At 74.8% G+C, this 16,601-nt stretch carries 17 protein-coding genes; 9 read left to right on the top strand and 8 right to left on the bottom strand.

Going from position 1 to position 16,601, the window contains the following annotated elements:
- Positions 1 to 83: 83 nt before the first annotated feature.
- The 9 genes from H9X71_RS01475 to H9X71_RS01515 all read left to right on the top strand — a co-directional run bounded on the left by H9X71_RS01475 (position 84) and on the right by H9X71_RS01515 (position 9,688).
- Positions 84 to 1,103 (top strand): LacI family DNA-binding transcriptional regulator, encoded by a 1,020-nt coding sequence (locus H9X71_RS01475; RefSeq protein WP_236006574.1) that lies wholly within the window; start codon positions 84 to 86, stop codon positions 1,101 to 1,103.
- Between the two features lie 121 nt (positions 1,104 to 1,224).
- A complete protein-coding gene (locus H9X71_RS01480; protein WP_191147997.1) occupies positions 1,225 to 2,274 on the top strand; it encodes an ABC transporter substrate-binding protein in 1,050 nt (349 codons plus the stop codon).
- Positions 2,247 to 3,347 carry a FecCD family ABC transporter permease gene (locus H9X71_RS01485; RefSeq protein WP_425321405.1) on the top strand — a complete coding sequence of 367 codons (1,101 nt, stop codon included), beginning with the start codon at positions 2,247 to 2,249 and terminating at the stop codon, positions 3,345 to 3,347. The genes H9X71_RS01480 and H9X71_RS01485 overlap by 28 nt, the downstream gene beginning before the upstream one ends.
- Positions 3,344 to 4,114 (top strand): ABC transporter ATP-binding protein, encoded by a 771-nt coding sequence (locus tag H9X71_RS01490; RefSeq protein ID WP_191147998.1) that lies wholly within the window; start codon positions 3,344 to 3,346, stop codon positions 4,112 to 4,114. The genes H9X71_RS01485 and H9X71_RS01490 overlap by 4 nt, the downstream gene beginning before the upstream one ends.
- Before the next feature lie 74 nt (positions 4,115 to 4,188).
- Complete coding sequence (locus H9X71_RS01495) at positions 4,189 to 4,989, top strand: NAD-dependent epimerase/dehydratase family protein (protein ID WP_191147999.1); 801 nt, start codon at positions 4,189 to 4,191, stop codon at positions 4,987 to 4,989.
- 165 nt (positions 4,990 to 5,154) lie between these two features.
- Positions 5,155 to 6,129, top strand: coding sequence for a phosphate/phosphite/phosphonate ABC transporter substrate-binding protein (locus H9X71_RS01500; protein WP_191148000.1), 975 nt, complete (start codon positions 5,155 to 5,157; stop codon positions 6,127 to 6,129).
- Positions 6,130 to 6,150: 21 nt separating this feature from the next.
- Entirely contained in the window at positions 6,151 to 7,050 is a 900-nt protein-coding gene (gene phnC / locus H9X71_RS01505; RefSeq protein ID WP_191148001.1) for a phosphonate ABC transporter ATP-binding protein, read from the top strand.
- The gene (locus tag H9X71_RS01510; protein ID WP_191148002.1) at positions 7,047 to 8,795 is read left to right on the top strand and encodes a PhnE/PtxC family ABC transporter permease; all 1,749 of its coding nucleotides are present in this window, start codon (positions 7,047 to 7,049) and stop codon (positions 8,793 to 8,795) included. Before phnC ends, H9X71_RS01510 begins: the two co-directional genes overlap by 4 nt.
- Positions 8,792 to 9,688: an oxidoreductase gene (locus H9X71_RS01515; RefSeq protein ID WP_191148003.1), complete on the top strand. Its 897-nt coding sequence runs from the start codon at positions 8,792 to 8,794 to the stop codon at positions 9,686 to 9,688. Before H9X71_RS01510 ends, H9X71_RS01515 begins: the two co-directional genes overlap by 4 nt.
- Positions 9,689 to 9,716: 28 nt before the next feature.
- On the opposite strand, the gene H9X71_RS01520 is transcribed toward H9X71_RS01515, so the two are convergent.
- Genes H9X71_RS01520 through H9X71_RS01555 form a run of 8 tightly spaced genes read right to left on the bottom strand, consistent with a single transcriptional unit; the run spans position 9,717 to position 16,600 of the window.
- Positions 9,717 to 10,334 (bottom strand): DapH/DapD/GlmU-related protein, encoded by a 618-nt coding sequence (locus H9X71_RS01520; RefSeq protein ID WP_191148004.1) that lies wholly within the window; start codon positions 10,332 to 10,334, stop codon positions 9,717 to 9,719.
- Positions 10,331 to 10,966: a phosphonate metabolism protein/1,5-bisphosphokinase (PRPP-forming) PhnN gene (gene phnN / locus H9X71_RS01525; protein WP_244961702.1), complete on the bottom strand. Its 636-nt coding sequence runs from the start codon at positions 10,964 to 10,966 to the stop codon at positions 10,331 to 10,333. Before phnN ends, H9X71_RS01520 begins: the two co-directional genes overlap by 4 nt.
- An 8-nt stretch (positions 10,967 to 10,974) precedes the next feature.
- Entirely contained in the window at positions 10,975 to 12,156 is a 1,182-nt protein-coding gene (locus tag H9X71_RS01530; RefSeq protein ID WP_191148006.1) for an alpha-D-ribose 1-methylphosphonate 5-triphosphate diphosphatase, read from the bottom strand.
- A complete protein-coding gene (locus H9X71_RS01535; protein WP_191148007.1) occupies positions 12,153 to 13,022 on the bottom strand; it encodes a DUF1045 domain-containing protein in 870 nt (289 codons plus the stop codon). Before H9X71_RS01535 ends, H9X71_RS01530 begins: the two co-directional genes overlap by 4 nt.
- Complete coding sequence (phnL, locus tag H9X71_RS01540) at positions 13,019 to 13,771, bottom strand: phosphonate C-P lyase system protein PhnL (protein WP_244961703.1); 753 nt, start codon at positions 13,769 to 13,771, stop codon at positions 13,019 to 13,021. Before phnL ends, H9X71_RS01535 begins: the two co-directional genes overlap by 4 nt.
- Before the next feature lie 8 nt (positions 13,772 to 13,779).
- Positions 13,780 to 14,559, bottom strand: coding sequence for a phosphonate C-P lyase system protein PhnK (gene phnK, locus H9X71_RS01545; protein WP_191148009.1), 780 nt, complete (start codon positions 14,557 to 14,559; stop codon positions 13,780 to 13,782).
- Positions 14,556 to 15,434 (bottom strand): alpha-D-ribose 1-methylphosphonate 5-phosphate C-P-lyase PhnJ, encoded by an 879-nt coding sequence (locus H9X71_RS01550; RefSeq protein ID WP_191148010.1) that lies wholly within the window; start codon positions 15,432 to 15,434, stop codon positions 14,556 to 14,558. Before H9X71_RS01550 ends, phnK begins: the two co-directional genes overlap by 4 nt.
- Complete coding sequence (locus tag H9X71_RS01555) at positions 15,431 to 16,600, bottom strand: carbon-phosphorus lyase complex subunit (protein ID WP_191148011.1); 1,170 nt, start codon at positions 16,598 to 16,600, stop codon at positions 15,431 to 15,433. Before H9X71_RS01555 ends, H9X71_RS01550 begins: the two co-directional genes overlap by 4 nt.
- Position 16,601: the final 1 nt, after the last annotated feature.

Raw genomic sequence — 16,601 nt, forward strand, 5'->3', positions numbered from 1 at the left:
GCCCGGCCCGCATGCCAGGCTGGGGGCGGCGCGCACGGCCGGACGAGGATCCGCGGCGGGAGCGCCCAGTCGAAGGGGAGCGCATGGCGGCCACGATGAGCGACGTCGCGCGCGCCGCGGGCGTCTCCATCAAGACCGTCAGCAACTACTTCAACGGCTACCCGTACATGCGCGACGGGACGCGGGCGCGGATCGAGGCCGCCGTCGCCGAGCTCGGCTACCGCATGAACGTCTCCGCCCGGAACCTGCGCTCGGGGCGGTCGCGCATGATCGCGCTCGTGATCCCCGAGCTCGACAGCGCGTACCTCGCGCCGCTCGCGCAGGACGTGATCGACGCGGCCGACGAGCTCGGCCTCAGCGTGCTCGTCGAGACGACGGCGGGGCGGCGCGACCGCGAGATCGGCGCGCTCTCGGGCCTGCACCGGCAGGTGCTCGACGGCGTGATCTACGAGCCGCTCGCGCTGCACCAGGAGGACGCCGGCGTCATCGACCTGAACGTGCCGCTCGTGATGATCGGCCAGCGCTTCCTCGAGGGCCTCGCCGACCAGGTGCTCATCGCCGACCGGGACGCCGCGCACGCCGCGGTCGCGCACCTCGTCGAGACGGGCCGGCGCCGCATCGCGCTCATCGGCGTGCGCGACGCGGACGAGCCGTCGGGCTCGGCGCTCCGCCGGCGCGGCGCGGAGGACGCGCTCACCGCGGCCGGCATCCCGCTCGACCCGCGCCTCCAGGTGGATCCCGGCCCCTGGCGCCGCGAGGCCGGCGCCGCCGCGATGGCGCGCCTCCTCGACGACGGGGTCGAGCTCGACGCGGTCTTCGGCTTCAACGACTCGCTCGCGCTCGGGGCCCAGTGGATGCTCCAGGAGCGCGGCCTCCGCGTGCCCGAGGACGTGGCCGTGGCGGGCCTCGACGACACGGCAGACTCCCGCTTCGCGCAGCCGCCGCTCACCACCGTGTCGCCCGGCCGCCGCGCCATCGCGCGCCGCGCGGTCGCGATGCTGGCCGAGCGGATCGACCGCGGCGCCGACGCGGGCGCCTTCCGCACCGAGACGATGGGCTTCGAGCTGCTCGTGCGCGGGTCGACGGTGGCGCGCGGGCGCTGATCCCCGGGGGCGGCCGACGTGCGGGGGACGGAGGTCGAGCCGAGTGGTGAGGTAAGGCTATGCTTACCCGCGGCCCGGCTCCCCACCGGGCCCGACACCGGCCTCGACCTCCTGGAGACCCATGCCCCGCGCCCTCGCCCGCCTCACCGCCGCCTCGGTCACGGGCCTCGTGCTCGTCGCCCTCACCGGATGCGGGGCCTCCGAGGAGGTGCCGGTGGCGTCCGTCGCCGACGCGGGGGAGGGGTCGACGACCTACCCGCTGACGCTGTCGAACTGCGGGCACGACGTCACCGTCGACCAGGCGCCCTCGCGCGTGGTGTCGCTCGACCAGGACTCCACGGAGATCCTGCTGTCGCTCGGCCTCCAGGACCGCATGGTCGGCACGGCGTCGTGGACGGATCCCGTGCTCGACTCCCTCGCCGACGCGAACGCCCAGGTGCCGCGCCTCGCCGACAACGCGCCCACCTACGAGGTGCTCATGGGCGCGGATCCCGACTTCGTCACCGCGTCCTTCGGCCGGCACTACGGCACGGGCGGCGTCGTCACGCGCGACCGGCTCGCCGAGACGGCCATCCCCTCCTACCTGTCGCCCACCGACTGCGACTCCGACGTGAGCATCAACGGCGGCGGTCAGCGCACCACGCCGCTCACGGTCGACGCGCTGTACCAGGAGATCCGCGAGATGGCGGAGGTGTTCGACGTGAAGGACCGCGGCGAGGCGCTCGTCTCCTCGCTCCAGCAGCGGGCGGCCGCGGCCACCGACGGCATGGACCTCGGCGGCGCGAAGGTCATGTACTGGTTCGCGGACACCAAGACGCCGTACATGGGCGGCGGGTTCGGCGCCACGTCGCTGCTCTCGCGCCAGGTCGGCCTCACGGACGCGTTCCCCGAGGTGCGCGACGACTTCATCGCCACCGGGTGGGAGACCGTCGTCGACCGCGACCCGGACATCCTCGTGCTCGGCGACCTGCAGCGGAACCGGTTCCCCGGCGACAAGCTGCAGGACAAGATCGACTTCCTCACGAGCGACCCGCTCACCCGCGACCTCACCGCCGTGAAGGAGGACCGCACGATCGCGCTGCACGGCGCCGAGATGAACCCGTCGATCCGCTTCGTCGACGGGCTCGAGAAGATCCGCGCCTGGTGGGACGCGCGCGGGGGGAAGCTCTGAGCGCCGGGGCCCTGCGGGCGCCGTCCGGCTCGCTCGCGGCCCGGGTGCTCGGCCTGCCGCACGCGCTCCGCGTCGCGGTGCTCCTCGCGCTCGGGGTCGTCGCGCTCGCGCTCTCGGTGGGCGTCGCCGTGACGCTCGGGCCGGCCGACGTGTCGCTCGTGAACGTGCGCGACATCCTGCTCAACCACGCCGGGCTCGCGAGCATCCCGGTGCGCGTCTCCGAGGACGCCATCGTCTGGCAGGAGCGCATGCCCCGCGCGCTCGTGGCGGCGGCCTGCGGCGCGGGCCTCGGCCTCTGCGGCGTCGTGCTCCAGTCGCTCCTGCGGAACCCGCTCGCGGATCCGTTCGTGCTCGGCGTCTCCTCCGGCGCGTCGACCGGCGCGGTGCTCATCGGCGTGCTCGGCCTCGGCGGCGGCGTCATCGGCATGTCGGGCGGCGCCTTCATCGGCGCGCTCGTGGCGTTCGGCTTCGTGCTCCTGCTCGCCCGGTTCTCCTCCGGCGGCACGGCGGGCGTGATCCTCGCGGGCGTCGCCAGCACGCAGCTCTTCTCCGCGCTCACCTCGCTCGTCGTCTTCGCGTTCGCGGACTCCGACGAGACGCGCGGCATCATGTTCTGGCTCCTCGGATCGCTCGAGGGGATGCGCTGGGACGAGGTGGGGCTCAGCGTCTCCGTGGTCGCGGTCGGCGCGGTCGTCTGCCTCGCCTACGCCCGCTCGCTCGACGCCTTCGCGTTCGGGGAGGACGTCGCGTCGTCGCTCGGGATCCACGTGGGCCGCACCCGCACGATCCTCCTGGTGGTCACCGCGCTCCTCACCGCGACCCTCGTGAGCATCGCGGGCGCCATCGGCTTCGTCGGCCTGGTGCTCCCGCACGCCGCGCGCCTGCTGTTCGGCCAGCGGCACTCGCGGGTCGTGCCCGCGACGATCGTGCTCGGCGCCGTCTTCATGGTGTGGGTCGACGCGTTCTCCCGCATCGCCTTCGCGCCCACGCCGCTGCCCGTGGGCGTCGGCACGGCGCTCGTCGGCGTGCCCGTGTTCATGCTGCTGCTCATGCGCAACCGGGGGCGCGCATGACGCTCGAGGCGCGGGGCGTCAGCTGGTCGCGGGGCGGGCGGCTCGTGGTCGACGACGTCACCCTCGAGCCCGCACCCGGATCCACCGTCGGGCTCCTCGGGCCGAACGGCTCGGGCAAGTCGTCGCTCCTCAAGCTGCTGCAGGGCGCCGCGGCGCCGGACTCCGGCCGCGTCACGCTCGACGGCGCCGACCTCGCGGGGCTCCGCCGGCGCGAGGTCGCCCGGCGCGTGGCGACCGTGACCCAGCACGGCGAGACCGAGGTCGACATCGTCGTGCGCGACGTCGTGCGCCTCGGCCGCACGCCGTACCGCACGCTGCTCGGCGGCGACACGGCGGAGGACACGGCGGCCATCGACCGCGCGATCGCGCACGTCGGGCTCGAGGCGAAGGCCGACCGCGCGTGGCGCACGCTCTCCGGCGGCGAGCGGCAGCGGGCGCACATCGCGCGCGCCCTCGCGCAGGAGCCGCGCGAGCTGCTGCTCGACGAGCCGACGAACCACCTCGACATCCGCCACCAGCTGGAGCTGCTCGCCCTCGTGCGGGACCTGCCGGTGACCACGGTCGTCGCGCTGCACGACCTCAACCTCGCGGCGATGTTCTGCGACAGCGTGCTCGTGCTGCGCGAGGGGCGCGTGGTCGCGGGCGGGCATCCGCGCGACGTGCTCACGCCGGAGCTCATCGCCGACGTCTACGGGGTGCGCGCGCTCGTCACGCACGATGCGGCGCGCGGATGCTCGCAGGTGCTGTTCGACGCGGCGCCGCTCTAGGCGGGCGCCCGCTCGCCGCCCAGGATGGGAGGACGGCCACGGCGGCCGGCGCGTCGACGACGAGGGGATCCGACATGGGCACGATCACGATCACGGGAGGATCCGGCCGGATCGCCACGAGCATCCGCCCCCTGCTCCTCGCCGCCGGGCACGAGCTGCGGCTGCTCGACGTGGTGGAGCCGCCCACGCCGCTGGCCGAGGGGGAGACCGCCGCGATCGTCGACACCACCGACGTCGACGCCTGCACGGAGGCGTTCCGTGGATCCGACCTCGTCGTGCACCTCGCGGCGCACGCGTCGGAGCGCTCGTGGGAGGCGATCCAGCGGGTGAACGACGACAGCTCGCACGCGGTCCACGAGGCGGTCGTGCGGGCGGGGGTCCCGCGGATCCTCGCCGCCAGCTCCGTCCACGCCGTCGGCTTCCTGCCCGCGACCGAGGCCGCGCGCGAGGACGTGCCCGTCGCCCGGCCCGACACCTTCTACGGCCTCAGCAAGGTGCTGCTCGAGGGGCTCGGCAGCCTCTACGCCGACCGGCACGGGCACGTCGTCGTGAGCGTGCGGATCATGACGGCCGAGCCCGAGCCGTCCGCCGCCCGCAGCGTCTCCACCTGGCTCTCGGCGGGTGACGCCGCCCGGCTCGTGGAGGCGGTGCTCCGCCTCGACGAGCCCGGCCACCGGATCGTGTGGGGCGTCTCGCGGAACACGCGCCGCTGGGTGTCGCTCGCGGCCGGCGAGGCGATCGGGTTCCACCCCGAGGACGACGCCGAGGTCTTCGCGCACCGCTTCCCGGAGCTCGGCGCGGACACGTCGCCGCCCGCGGGCGTGCTGCTCGGCTCGATCTTCACGGAGGTCGAGCTGGGCTCCGACATGGGGTGACGGCGGCGCCGGGCGGCCGCCCGGAGGCCGAGATGTCTGCTCTTCCATACAAGTTCACAGCCGCGCCATCTGGACGGCACGGCGCTTCCATCGCGCGTTCCTAGCGTCGAGCACGACCCGCGGATCCCCACACCGCTCGCGGGTACCGACTCGAGAGGCACGCCCATGTCCCCGTCCCCCCGCACCCGCATCGGAGCCCTCGCGGCCTCGGTGCTCATCACCGCCCTCGCGCTCACCGGCTGCTCCGCCGGCGCGTCCGACTCCGCCTCCGGATCCGGCTCCACCGGCGAGGGGACCTGGGCCAAGTCCGAGGGCACCCTCGTCTTCGGCGCCGTGCCGGACCAGGCCGGATCCGACTCCAACAACAAGCCGCTCGAGGAGTACATCGCCAAGGAGACCGGCATGAAGGTGGAGTACTACCCGACCGCCGACTACACCGCGCTCATCGCCGCGGCCGTCGCCGGCAAGGTCGACATGATGAGCTCCGGCGCGCTGCAGTACGTCATGGCCACCAACAAGGGCGCGGAGATCGAGCCGGTCGCCGCGACCCTCAGCTCCGAGGACGTGACCGACCCCGGCTACTACTCCGAGGCGATCGTCCCGAAGGGCTCGGACATCACCGAGCTCGCGGGCGCGAAGGGCAAGACGGTCTGCTTCGTCGACCCGAACTCCACCTCCGGATTCCTCTTCGGCCTGTACCAGCTGCAGAAGGCGGGCCTCGACGTCGAGAGCACCGGCGCCGACGCGAACGGCAACCCGCAGTTCGCCGACTTCACGCCGTACTTCGCGGGCGCGCACGACAAGTCCGCCCAGGCGGTCGCGTCCGGCCAGTGCGACGTCGGCTTCGCCGAGGACTCGATCGCCGAGCCCGCGGCGACGGCGGGCGACGTGGCGGTCATCGGCAAGGAGTACGTGCCCGGCGGCCCGCTCTCGATCTCGTCGACGCTGCCGGCGGACGTCAAGGAGAAGCTGACCACGGCCCTCCAGGGCGCGTCGCTCGAGGCCATCCAGGCGTCCGGCGTCGAGATGACGGACGGCTTCACCAAGGGCTACTTCGGCGCCCAGGCCGAGGACGCCTCGTACTACGAGTCGATCGCGGACCTCTGCGACTCCATCGCCGCCGCCAAGTGCGCGAAGTGACCCGGACGGACTGAACCGACCATGACCGGCACGACGACCTCCCCGCTCGTCTCCGTCGCAGGGCTCACCAAGTCCTTCGGCGCCACGCGGGCGCTCCACGACGTCGACCTGACCGTCGAGCGCGGGGAGGTCGTCGTGCTCCTCGGCCTGTCCGGCTCGGGCAAGTCGACCCTCCTCCGCCACCTCGACGGCCTCGAGATGCCGAGCGCGGGCACCGTCCGCGTCTTCGACCAGGACGTCGCGTCCCTCGGCCAGCAGGGGCTCCGCGCCCTCCGCGGCCGGGTCGCGATGATCTTCCAGCAGTTCGAGCTCGTGCCGTCGTTGACGGTGCTCGAGAACGTGCTCACCGGCGCGCTCGGCCGGCTCCGCGGCCCGCGCCTCGGGATCTGGACGTACCCCCGCGCCGCCCGCACCGAGGCGCTCGGCCACCTGAACCGCGTGGGCCTGCTCGAGAAGGCCTACGAGCGGGCCGACCGGCTCTCCGGCGGGCAGCAGCAGCGCGTCGCCATCGCGCGGGCGCTCATGCAGCGGCCCGAGATCCTGCTCGCCGACGAGCCCGTCGCGAGCCTCGACCCGGAGTCGAGCGAGCAGGTGATGCGGCTGATCCGCGAGATCGCCGCGGACGACGGGCTCACCGTGGTCTGCAGCCTGCACCAGGTCGACCTCGCGCTCGGCTGGGGCGACCGCATCGTCGGCCTCCGCCACGGCGAGGTCGTGCTCGACACCCCCACGCGCGGCATCGGCAAGGCCCAGGTGATGGAGATCTACGGGCGGGTGGCGTCGACGACGTCGGCGCTCGCCGCCATCGCGACCGAGCTCGGCGGCGGCATGCCGCTCGAGGAGGCGGCCCCCGTGGGTGCGCTGGGCGCGCTCGGGCGGCTCGGCTCCGCCGGTCCGTCCGCTCCGGACGGCCCCCGGTGACCGCGGTCGCCGAGCGCCCGGGCGGGGCCCCTCCCGGCGTCCGGCCGGACGTCGAGGCGCGCGCGCCCCGCCGGCCCCCGGAGCGGCAGCGGGCGCTCGCGCTGGTGGTCGTCCTCGCGATGGCGGCCTTCGCCGTCCACGCGCTGACGACCCTCGACTTCTCCTGGTCGGACATCGCCCGCAGCACCGAGAACGCCGCGAAGGTGTTCTCGCGCATGGACCCGATCAGCTTCCCGGCGCCCGCCGACCTCGTCTACCTCATCGGCCTGACGCTCGGCATCGTCGTGCTCGGCACGCTCGCCGCGGCCCTCGTCTCCATCCCCGTCGCGTACGCGTCGGCGGCGAACACGACGCCGGCGCCGTGGCTGCGCTGGCTCGGCCGCACGATCGGCGTCGTCACCCGCGCCATCCCCGACGTCGTGCTGGCGCTGGCGTTCGCGCTCGCCTTCACGCTGGGGAGCCCGCTGCCCGGCATCCTCGCCATCGGGATCCACTCGATCGGCATGATCTCGAAGCTCTTCGCCGACGCCATCGAGCAGGTCGACGAGGGCCCCCAGCGGGCCATCCGCACCACGGGCGGCACGCGCGCGCAGGAGTTCTGGTCGGGCGTCTTCCCGCAGGTGCTGCCGTCGTGGATCGCCACGGTGCTGCACCGCTTCGACATCAACCTGCGCGGCTCCGCGATCCTCGGCTACGCCGGCGTGGGCGGGCTCGGCTACGCGATGAAGGTCGCGTTCGGCCAGTTCCCCACCGGGTACGGCCGGGGACTCGGGATCGCGATCGTGATCTTCCTGCTGTGCGTGCTCGTGGAGATCGTCTCGTCGTCGATCCGCCGCAGCGTGCTCGGCGTGCGGCCCGCCGGGCGCGGGCCGGGCGACCGCATCGTGCGGTGGATCACGCGGGGCCGCGCGGCACCCGACCGGTCCGCGGACCCGGCCGTCGCGCGCGCCGTGACGATCGACTCCATGCAGCGTCGGCCGTGGACGCCCGACCGCGTGCGCACCGCGATGTGGTCGGCGCTCGCCGTGGCGGTCGTCGTCGGCGGCTGGCTCGCGGCCGACATCGACCTCGACCAGATCACGTGGGAGTACGTCGCGCCCACGTTCCAGAGCTTCTGGCCGCCGAGCCTCGGGACGCACACGTTCACCGAGTTCGCGGAGGCGCTGCTCGTCACGATCCAGGTGGCCTTCGCGGCCGCGCTCCTCTCGGTCGTGCTGGCGCTCGTCGTCGGATCCCTCGCCGCGCGCAACGTCGCGCCGAGCCCGGGCGTGCGGAACGGCGCGCGCGTGCTGCTCGTCGTGTTCCGCGGCGTGCCCGAGCTGGTGCTCGCGATCCTGCTGATCATGATCACGGGGCTCGGCAACCAGGCCGGCGTGGTCGCGCTCGCGTTCGGCGGCGTCGGGCTCCTCGGCAAGCTCATCGCCGACTCCTTCGAGGAGGTGGACGCGGGGCCCGAGCGTGCGCTGACGGCGATCGGCGCGACCCGCGGGCAGCGGTTCCTCGCGGCCACCTGGCCGCAGGGGCTGCCGTCGCTCGTCGGCAACTCGCTGTACCTCGTCGACACGAACATCCGCGCGGCCACGATCCTCGGCATCGTCGGCGGGAGCGGGATCGGCTTCCACCTGACCAACGCGTCGTCCGTGATGACGCTGCACGGGCAGGTCACGACCCTCGTCGCGATGGTGTTCGTGAGCGTGCTGGCGGTCGAGGGCCTCGCGGCGTGGCTGCGGCGCGTGTTCCGGTGACGCCGGGCGCTCCGCTCCGCGTGGCGGTGGTCGGGCCGGGCGCCATCGGCACGGCCGTCGCGGCCGCGCTGCACGAGGCCGGGGTGCCGGTGCTCCTGTGCGGGCGGACGCCCCGCGACCGGCTCGTGCTGGTCGCGGGCGACGCGACCGTCGTGGTCCCCGGTCCCGTGCACGTCGACCCGGCGGGCGTCGCGGGCCCGGTCGACCTCGTGCTCCTCGCCGTGAAGGCGACGCAGGTCGAGGCGGCGGCGCCGTGGCTCGCGGCGCTCTGCGACGCGGGCACCGTCGTCGGCGTGCTGCAGAACGGCGTCGAGCAGGTGGCGTCCGTCGCGCCGCACGTGCCGGGGTCGGCGGTGGTGCCCGCGGTGGTGTGGTTCCCGGCGGAGGCGCGGGCCGACGGGTCGGTCCTCCTCCGCGGCGCCGCGCGCCTCACGCTGCCGGACGTGCCGGCGGCCCGGGTCGTCGTGCAGGCGCTCCACGGCAGCCGGTGCGCGGTCGAACTGACGGCGGACCTGCCCACGGTCGCCTGGCGGAAGCTCGTGCAGAACGCGGTCGCGGGGATCATGGCGCTCACCGGTCGACGCGCCGGCGTCTTCCGCCGGGACGACGTCGCCGACCTGGCCCGGGCGTACGCGCTCGAGTGCCTGGAGGTGGCGCGAGCCGAGGGCGCGGACCTCGGCGACGAGGTGGCGGACGCGATCGTCGACGCCTTCCGCGCGGCTCCCGCCGACATGGGGACCTCGATCCTCGCCGACCGCGCGGCGGGCCGCCCCCTCGAGTGGGAGGCGCGCAACGGCGTGGTCCTCCGCCGCGGCCGGGCGCACGGCCTGCCGATGCCCGTCAGCGCGGTGATCGTGCCGCTGCTGGCCGCGACGGGCGACGGGCCGGGCTGATCCGGCGCCGCCGGCCGTCGCCGCGCGGTCAGCCCTCGTACCGCTCCAGGAACTCCACGGTGGACAGCGCGCGGAAGTCGTCGAGGCGGGCGCGGAGGGTCGCGTGGTCCCAGTCCCACCAGGCGAGGCGCTGCAGGCGCGCGGCGATCTCCGGGGGCTGGCGGAAGCGGATCACCGTCGCGGGCACGCCCGCCACGATCGCGTAGTCCGGCACGTCGCGCGTGACGACCGCCCCCGAGGCGACGACCGCGCCGTCGCCGACGCGCACGCCCGGCTTGATCATGGCGCCGTGCCCGATCCACGTGTCGTGGCCGATGGTCGTGCGGCGCGAGCGGCGGTGCGCGAAGAACTCCGCGTCGTCCTCCGCGTCGTCCCAGTACAGGGTGCTGCGGTACATGAAGTGGTGCAGCGTCGCCCGGTCGAGGGGGTGGTCGGTGGCCCCGACGCGGACCGCGCTCGCGATGTTGGCGAACCGGCCCACGGTCGTGTGGGCGAGATCGCACAGGCGGTCGCAGTAGCTGTAGTCGCCGATCACGGTGTCGAGCAGGCGCGTGCCGGCGCCGATCTCCGTCCAGCGGCCGACCTCGCTGCCCGTCATCGTGACGTCGGGGCCGATCGCCGGCTGCTCCGAGAGGCGCGTGGTCACGGGGTCTCCGTCCTGCCGCGGGACGCGGGGTCGAGGGGATGGGGGTCGTCGGGGCCGGCCGGGTCGTCGCCGGGGGTGATGCCGCGCACGTCGGCGAGGGCCGCGCGGATCACGCGGAGCAGCGCCGCGCCGCCCTCGGCGACCGTGCCGTCGTTGCGGAGCTCGTGGTCGGCGACGCGGTCGGGCGCCGGGTCCGCGCGGGCCAGCCGCCGGGCGATGTCGGCGGCGGGTTCGCGTCCCCGCTCGCGGAGGCGGGCGGCGCGCACCTCGTCGGACACGGTGATCCGCACCACGACCAGCCGCGCGTAGCGCGCCTGGAGCACGTCGAGCATGCCGCGGGAGACGTTCGCGACCACGGCGATGCCCGCGCGCGACGCGTCGTCGGCGGTCGCGGGGATCCCGTAGCGGAGCCCGTGCGCCTCCCAGGTCACGGCGTAGGCGCCGCGCGCCGCGGCCGAGGCGAACGCCTCCTCGCCGACGGCGTCGAAGTCCTCGCCGGGTCCGGGCGGGCGGGTGATGGCGCGGCGGGGGAAGAACGCGTCCGGGCCTCCGTCCGCGCGGGCGGCGGCGAGGAGGGCGTCCTTGCCGACGCCGCTCGCGCCGACGACGGCGACGAACGGGCCGGGGCCCACGGGCTCCCTCACGAGACGCGCGCCCCGGCGCGGAGCACGGCGCGGACGACGGGCACGGTGCGCCCGCCCGGGTGGCGCTCGCTCGCGGCGATGCCGTGGCGGTGCACGCGCACGAGGTCGGCGCGGGCGCCCACGCGGATCACGCCGCGGTCGACGAGGCCCACGGCCCGGGCCGGGTTGCCGCTGACGAGCTTCACGCCCGCGGTGAGGGGGAGGATCCCGTCGGCGTCGAGCTGCACGATCGCCTGCAGCGGGCTCGCGGGGACGTAGTCGGAGGACAGGATGTCGAGCAGCCCGAGCGCGAGCAGCTCGGTGGCCGCGACGTTGCCGGACTGGCTGCCCCCGCGCACGATGTTCGGCGCGCCCATGACGATGAGCTGGCCGTGCGCGCGGGCCGCGCGGGCGGCGACCACGGTGGTCGGGAACTCGGAGATGCGGACGCCGAGCGCCGCCGACTCCTCGACGTGGGCGACGGTCGCGTCGTCGTGGGCGGCGAGCGCGACCCCGCGGGCGGTCGCGAGCGCGGCGATGGCCGTGCGGTTGGGCTCCGAGTGCTCCGCGGCGACGGTCCTCAGCTCCTCCATGAGGGCGCCGATCCCGCTCGCCTGCACGCGGCCCTTGCCGACCATGTAGCGCGTGAACGCCTCGACGTCCGCGTACTGGCGCTGGCCCGGCGTGTGGTCCATGAGCGACGCGAGGCGGAGCGACGCGATGCCGTCGAACGCCTCGAACTCGGCGACCGTGGCGGGCGCCGCGACCTCGCAGCGGAGGTGGATGAAGTGCTCCGCGCGCACGAGCCCCGCGCGTCCCGCGTGCTCGATGGCGTCGGCGAGCGAGCGGGACAGCGTGGTGGCGTCGTCCCGGCCCTCGAGGGTGCCGATGCGGATCGCGTCGAAGACCGTGGTGACGCCGGCGCCGCTCAGCTGCGCGTCGTGGGCGAGGACGGCGGGCACCGGATCCCAGCGCGTGCCGGGCCGGGGCTGGGCGTGCGACTCGAGGTGGTCGGTGTGCAGCTCGACGAGGCCGGGGATCAGGGTGTCGCCGTCGAGGTCGTCGCCGGTGCCGCCGACCTGGCCGGGAGCGCCGGGGGAGACGTCGGCGACGAGGCCGTCGCGGATCAGGACGGATCCGTGCAGCACCTCGTCGTCCAGGACGATGCGGGCGTTGCGCAGGACGGTCTCGCGGCTCATCGGGTTCCTTCGGGGTCGGGCGCCGGGGCGGCGCCGGGGATGTGCGGGAGGGGGAGGTCGGGCGAGGTGCCGTCGAGCGCGGCGCCGGGGATGTGCGGGAGGGGGAGGGCGGGCGAGGTGCCGTCGAGCGCGGCGCCGGGGGCGTGCGGGGTGGGGAGGTCGCGGAGCGGGTGGACCGCGTGCAGGCGGAACGGGGATCCGGGCGCGTCCTCGATCAGGACCGCGAGCGCGTCGACGGCGAGGGGCCGGTCGGTGCAGCCGGCGAACCAGGCGGCGAGGGCGGCCTCGGCGCGGGGGCGCTCGGCGGCGGGGATCCGGTCGGTGAGGGTCAGGTGGAAGCGGAACCCGTCGAGGACGTGCGGGTAGCCCCACGCCGCGAGCAGCTCGCGCTGCCGCGGGGTGAGGGACGCGGGATCCCGGCGGGCCGTCTCCGCGTCCGTCGGGGGAGCGCGGAACACGTCGAGGCGGGTCACGACGTCCTCCGCGAGCGCGTGCAGCTCGGGCGCGTGCCGGGTCGGGACGAGCGCCAGGAAGTCGCCGAGCGGGGTGACCCGGAGGCCGGGGACCGTGATCCGCTCCCGCTCGGCCGCGAAGCGCGCCACCGCGGCGTCGAGCTCGTCGAGGTCGCGTCCGTCCGCGAGGCGGAAGGGCGGCTTGAGCGTGCCGTGGAAGCCGTAGCGGCGGGCATCGACCGTGAGGGCGTCGACCTCGGCGCGGGTCCAGCCGGCGGGGGCCTCGGGGGCCGGGGCCGCGGATCCGCCGACGACGGACCGGCCGAGCCACGCCTCGGCGCGCTCGCGCAGGAGGATCCCGGCGGCGTCGTCCGAGCCGATCCCGGGGACCGCGTAGACCGCGACCCGGGTCATCGCCCGACCCCGGCGAGCGCCGGCACGAAGGCCTCGACGTCCACCGTGCGGTCCGCGACCGCGGCGCGCACCTCCGCGTCGTGGAAGATCCCGAGCATGCCGACGCCCGCGGTGCGCTTCTCCGCGATCAGCTCGACGACCACGTCGCGGTTGCGCGCGTCGAGGGAGGCGGTCGGCTCGTCGAGGAGGAGCAGCGGCAGCTCCGGCAGGAACCCGCGCGCCACGTTCACGCGCTGCTGCTCGCCGCCGGAGAAGGTGGCGGGCGGCAGCGACCACAGCCGCTCGGGGATGGAGAGGCGCGTGAGCATGCGCGCGGCCCGGTCGCGGGCCTCCTCCGCGTCGACGCCGCGCTCCACGAGCGGCTCGGCCACCACGTCGAGCGTGCCGACGCGCGGGACGCAGCGGAGGAACTGGCTCACGTAGCCGACGGCGTGGAGCCGGGCGGCGAGGACCGCGCGGGGCTGCGCGGTGACGATGTCCACGTCGCCGCCCGGGGCGTGCACGACGATGCGCCCGCGGTCGGCCTGGTAGTTGCCGTACACGAGCTTCAGCACCGTGCTCTTGCCGGCCCCGGAGGCGCCGCCGAGCACGACGCGCTCGCCGCGGCCCACGGTGAAGGAGAGGCCGTCGAGCACGGCCAGTCGCTGGCCGCCCTGCAGGTGCATGATGAAGGTCTTGGCGACCCGGTCGACGGTGAGGACCGGGGCGGATGCGGATGCGGTCGTGGTCCCGAGCGGGGTTCCGGTCATGGGGCGGATCATCCTTGCAGGATCGAGGAGACGAGCAGCTGGGTGTAGGCGGCCTGCGGGTCGTCGAGGACCCGGTCGGTGAGGCCCGACTCGATGACGCGGCCGTCCTTCATCACGAGCGTGCGGTGCGAGATGAGGCGGGCGACGGCGAGGTCGTGGGTGACGATGACGACGGCGAGGCCGAGCTCCGCGACGAGGCCGCGGATCAGGTCGAGCAGGCGCGCCTGCACGGAGACGTCGAGGCCGCTCGTCGGCTCGTCCATGAAGACGAGCCGGGGCGAGACGACGAGGTTCCGGGCGATCTGCAGGCGCTGGCGCATGCCGCCGGAGAACGTGGTCGGGTGGTCGTCGATGCGGTCGACGGGGATCTCGACGTGCCGCAGCCACTCGGCCGCCGTCTCGCGGATCCGCCCGTAGTGCCGCCACCCGTTCGTCATGAGCGGCTCGCCGACGTTGCCGCCCGCGCTCACGTGCATGCGCAGGCCGTCGGCCGGATCCTGGTGCACGAAGCCCCACTCGCTCCGCCACAGCCTGCGCACGGAGCTCTCGGACATGTCCGCGAGCTCCACGGTCTCGCCGTCGGCCAGCCGGTAGCGGATGCTGCCCTCGCTGAGCGCCAGCCGCTGGGACAGGGTGCCGAGCAGGGTCGACTTGCCGGATCCCGACTCGCCCACGACCGCGAGCACCTCGCCCGGGTGCAGGTCGAAGTCGACGTCGCGGCAGCCGTAGCGGTCGCCGTAGCGGTGGGCGGCCCCGCGGACCTCGAGCAGCGGTCGGTCGTCGCTCATGCGCGCGCCTCCTCGTCCTGGGTGGGGGCGGCGTCGGCGGCGGCCGCCGTGCGCTCGCAGTGGTCGGTGTCGGAGCAGACGAACATGGACGCGCCCCGGTCGTCGGTGATGACCTCGTCGAGGTACACGCCCGTGGATCCGCAGATGGCGCACGGGTCCTCGAAGGACTGCGGCTCGAACGGGTGGTCCTCGAAGCCGAGGCTCTCCACGCGCGTGAACGGCGGCACGGCGTAGATGCGCTTCTCGCGGCCGGCGCCGAACAGCTGGAGCGCGGGGCTCATGTGCATCTTCGGGTTGTCGAAGGACGGGATCGGCGACGGCGCCATGAGGTAGCGGTCGGCCACCATCACGGGGTAGTCGTACGTCTTGGCGACGTGCCCGAAGCGCGCGATGTCCTCGTAGAGCTTCACGTACATGAGGCCGTACTCCTCGAGCGCGTGCAGGCGGCGGGTCTCCGTCTCGCGGGGCTCGAGGAAGCGCAGCGGCTCCGGCATGGGCACCTGGTAGACGATGACCTGCCCGTCGGCGAGCGGCGTCTCGGGGATCCGGTGGCGGGTCTGGATCACGGTCGCCTCGTCGGTGCGCGTCGTGGTGGACACCCCGGCGACGGACGCGAAGAACTGGCGGATGGAGACGGCGTTCGTGGTGTCGTCGGCGCCCTGGTCGATGACCTTGAGCACGTCGTCCTCGCCGACGACCGCGGCCGTGACCTGCACGCCGCCCGTGCCCCAGCCGCGCGGCATGGGCACCTCGCGGCTGGCGAACGGCACCTGGAACCCGGGGATCGCGACGGCCTTGAGGAGCGCGCGGCGGATCATGCGCTTGGTCTGCTCGTCGAGGTAGCCGAGGTTGTAGCCGATGAGGGAGGTGCTCATGCGCGGGCCCCCGCTCCGGCCGGGACGGCGGCGGGCGCGGGCGCGCTCGCCGTCACGTCCGCGTCGTCGTCCGGCGTCGCGTCGGATGCGCCCTCCGGCGTCGCGTGCCGCTCCCGGAACTCCCGCGCGAGCCGCCGCACGAGCACGAGCTCGGCCTGGAAGTCGACGTAGTGCGGCAGCTTGAGGTGCTCGACGAAGCCGGTCGCCTGCACGTTGTCGGAGTGGCTGATGACGAACTCCTCGTCCTGCGCGGGGGCGGTCACGCGCTCGTCGAACTCGGCGGCCCGGAGCGCGCGGTCGACGAGCGCCATCGACATGGCCTTCCGCTCGCTCCGCCCGAAGGCGAGGCCGTAGCCGCGCGTGAACTGGGCGGGCCGGTCGGCGCTGCCCGTGAACTGGTTGACCATCTGGCACTCGGTGACCTCGATCCGCCCGAGCGGCACCGCGAAGCCGAGCTCCGGGGCGTCGAGCTCCACCTCGACCTCGCCCACGCGGATCTCGCCCGCGAAGGGGTGGGTCGTGCCGAACCCGCGTTGGGTCGAGTAGCCGAGGCCGAGGAGGAAGCCCTCGTCGCCGCGGGCGAGGGCCTGCAGGCGCTCCGGCCGCGTCATGGGGAAGACGGTGGGCTCGCGCGTGATGTCCGCGGGCTCCTCGTCGTCCTGGCCGGGGTGGGAGTCGGGCTCGATGAGCGCGCTCGCGCCGAGGAGGTCGGCGACGCGCGGCATCGTGGCGCCCGCGTCGGCCTCGCGCGTCGTGACCGGGGCGGCCTCGGCGTCGGAGAACAGGCGGTGCGTGTAGTCGAAGGTCGCGCCGAGCTGCTGGCCGCCGGGCAGGTCCTTGAAGGTCGCGGAGACGCGGCGCTGGGGCGGGAGCTGGGCGGTGTCCACCGGCAGCGTGTACCCGAAGCGCGGCAGCGTGGTGCGGTACGAGCGCAGCAGCGTGACGGCCTCGAGCACGTCGCCCTGCGCCTGGAGGAGGGCGCGCGCGGCGAGCTCGGGGTCGTGCAGCGAGCCCTCGGTCATCACGCGGGAGACGAGGACGCCGAGCTGGCCGGCGACCTGCCCGGCCTCGAGCGGCGTCGATCCGGGGGCGCCCCGGCCCTCCGCGGCGAGCAGGGCGTGCGCGGCGGCGATCGCCCGCTCCCCGCCCTTGACGGCGACGTACATG

It is taken from the genome of Clavibacter zhangzhiyongii, from assembly GCF_014775655.1.
Taxonomy (GTDB): domain Bacteria; phylum Actinomycetota; class Actinomycetes; order Actinomycetales; family Microbacteriaceae; genus Clavibacter; species Clavibacter zhangzhiyongii.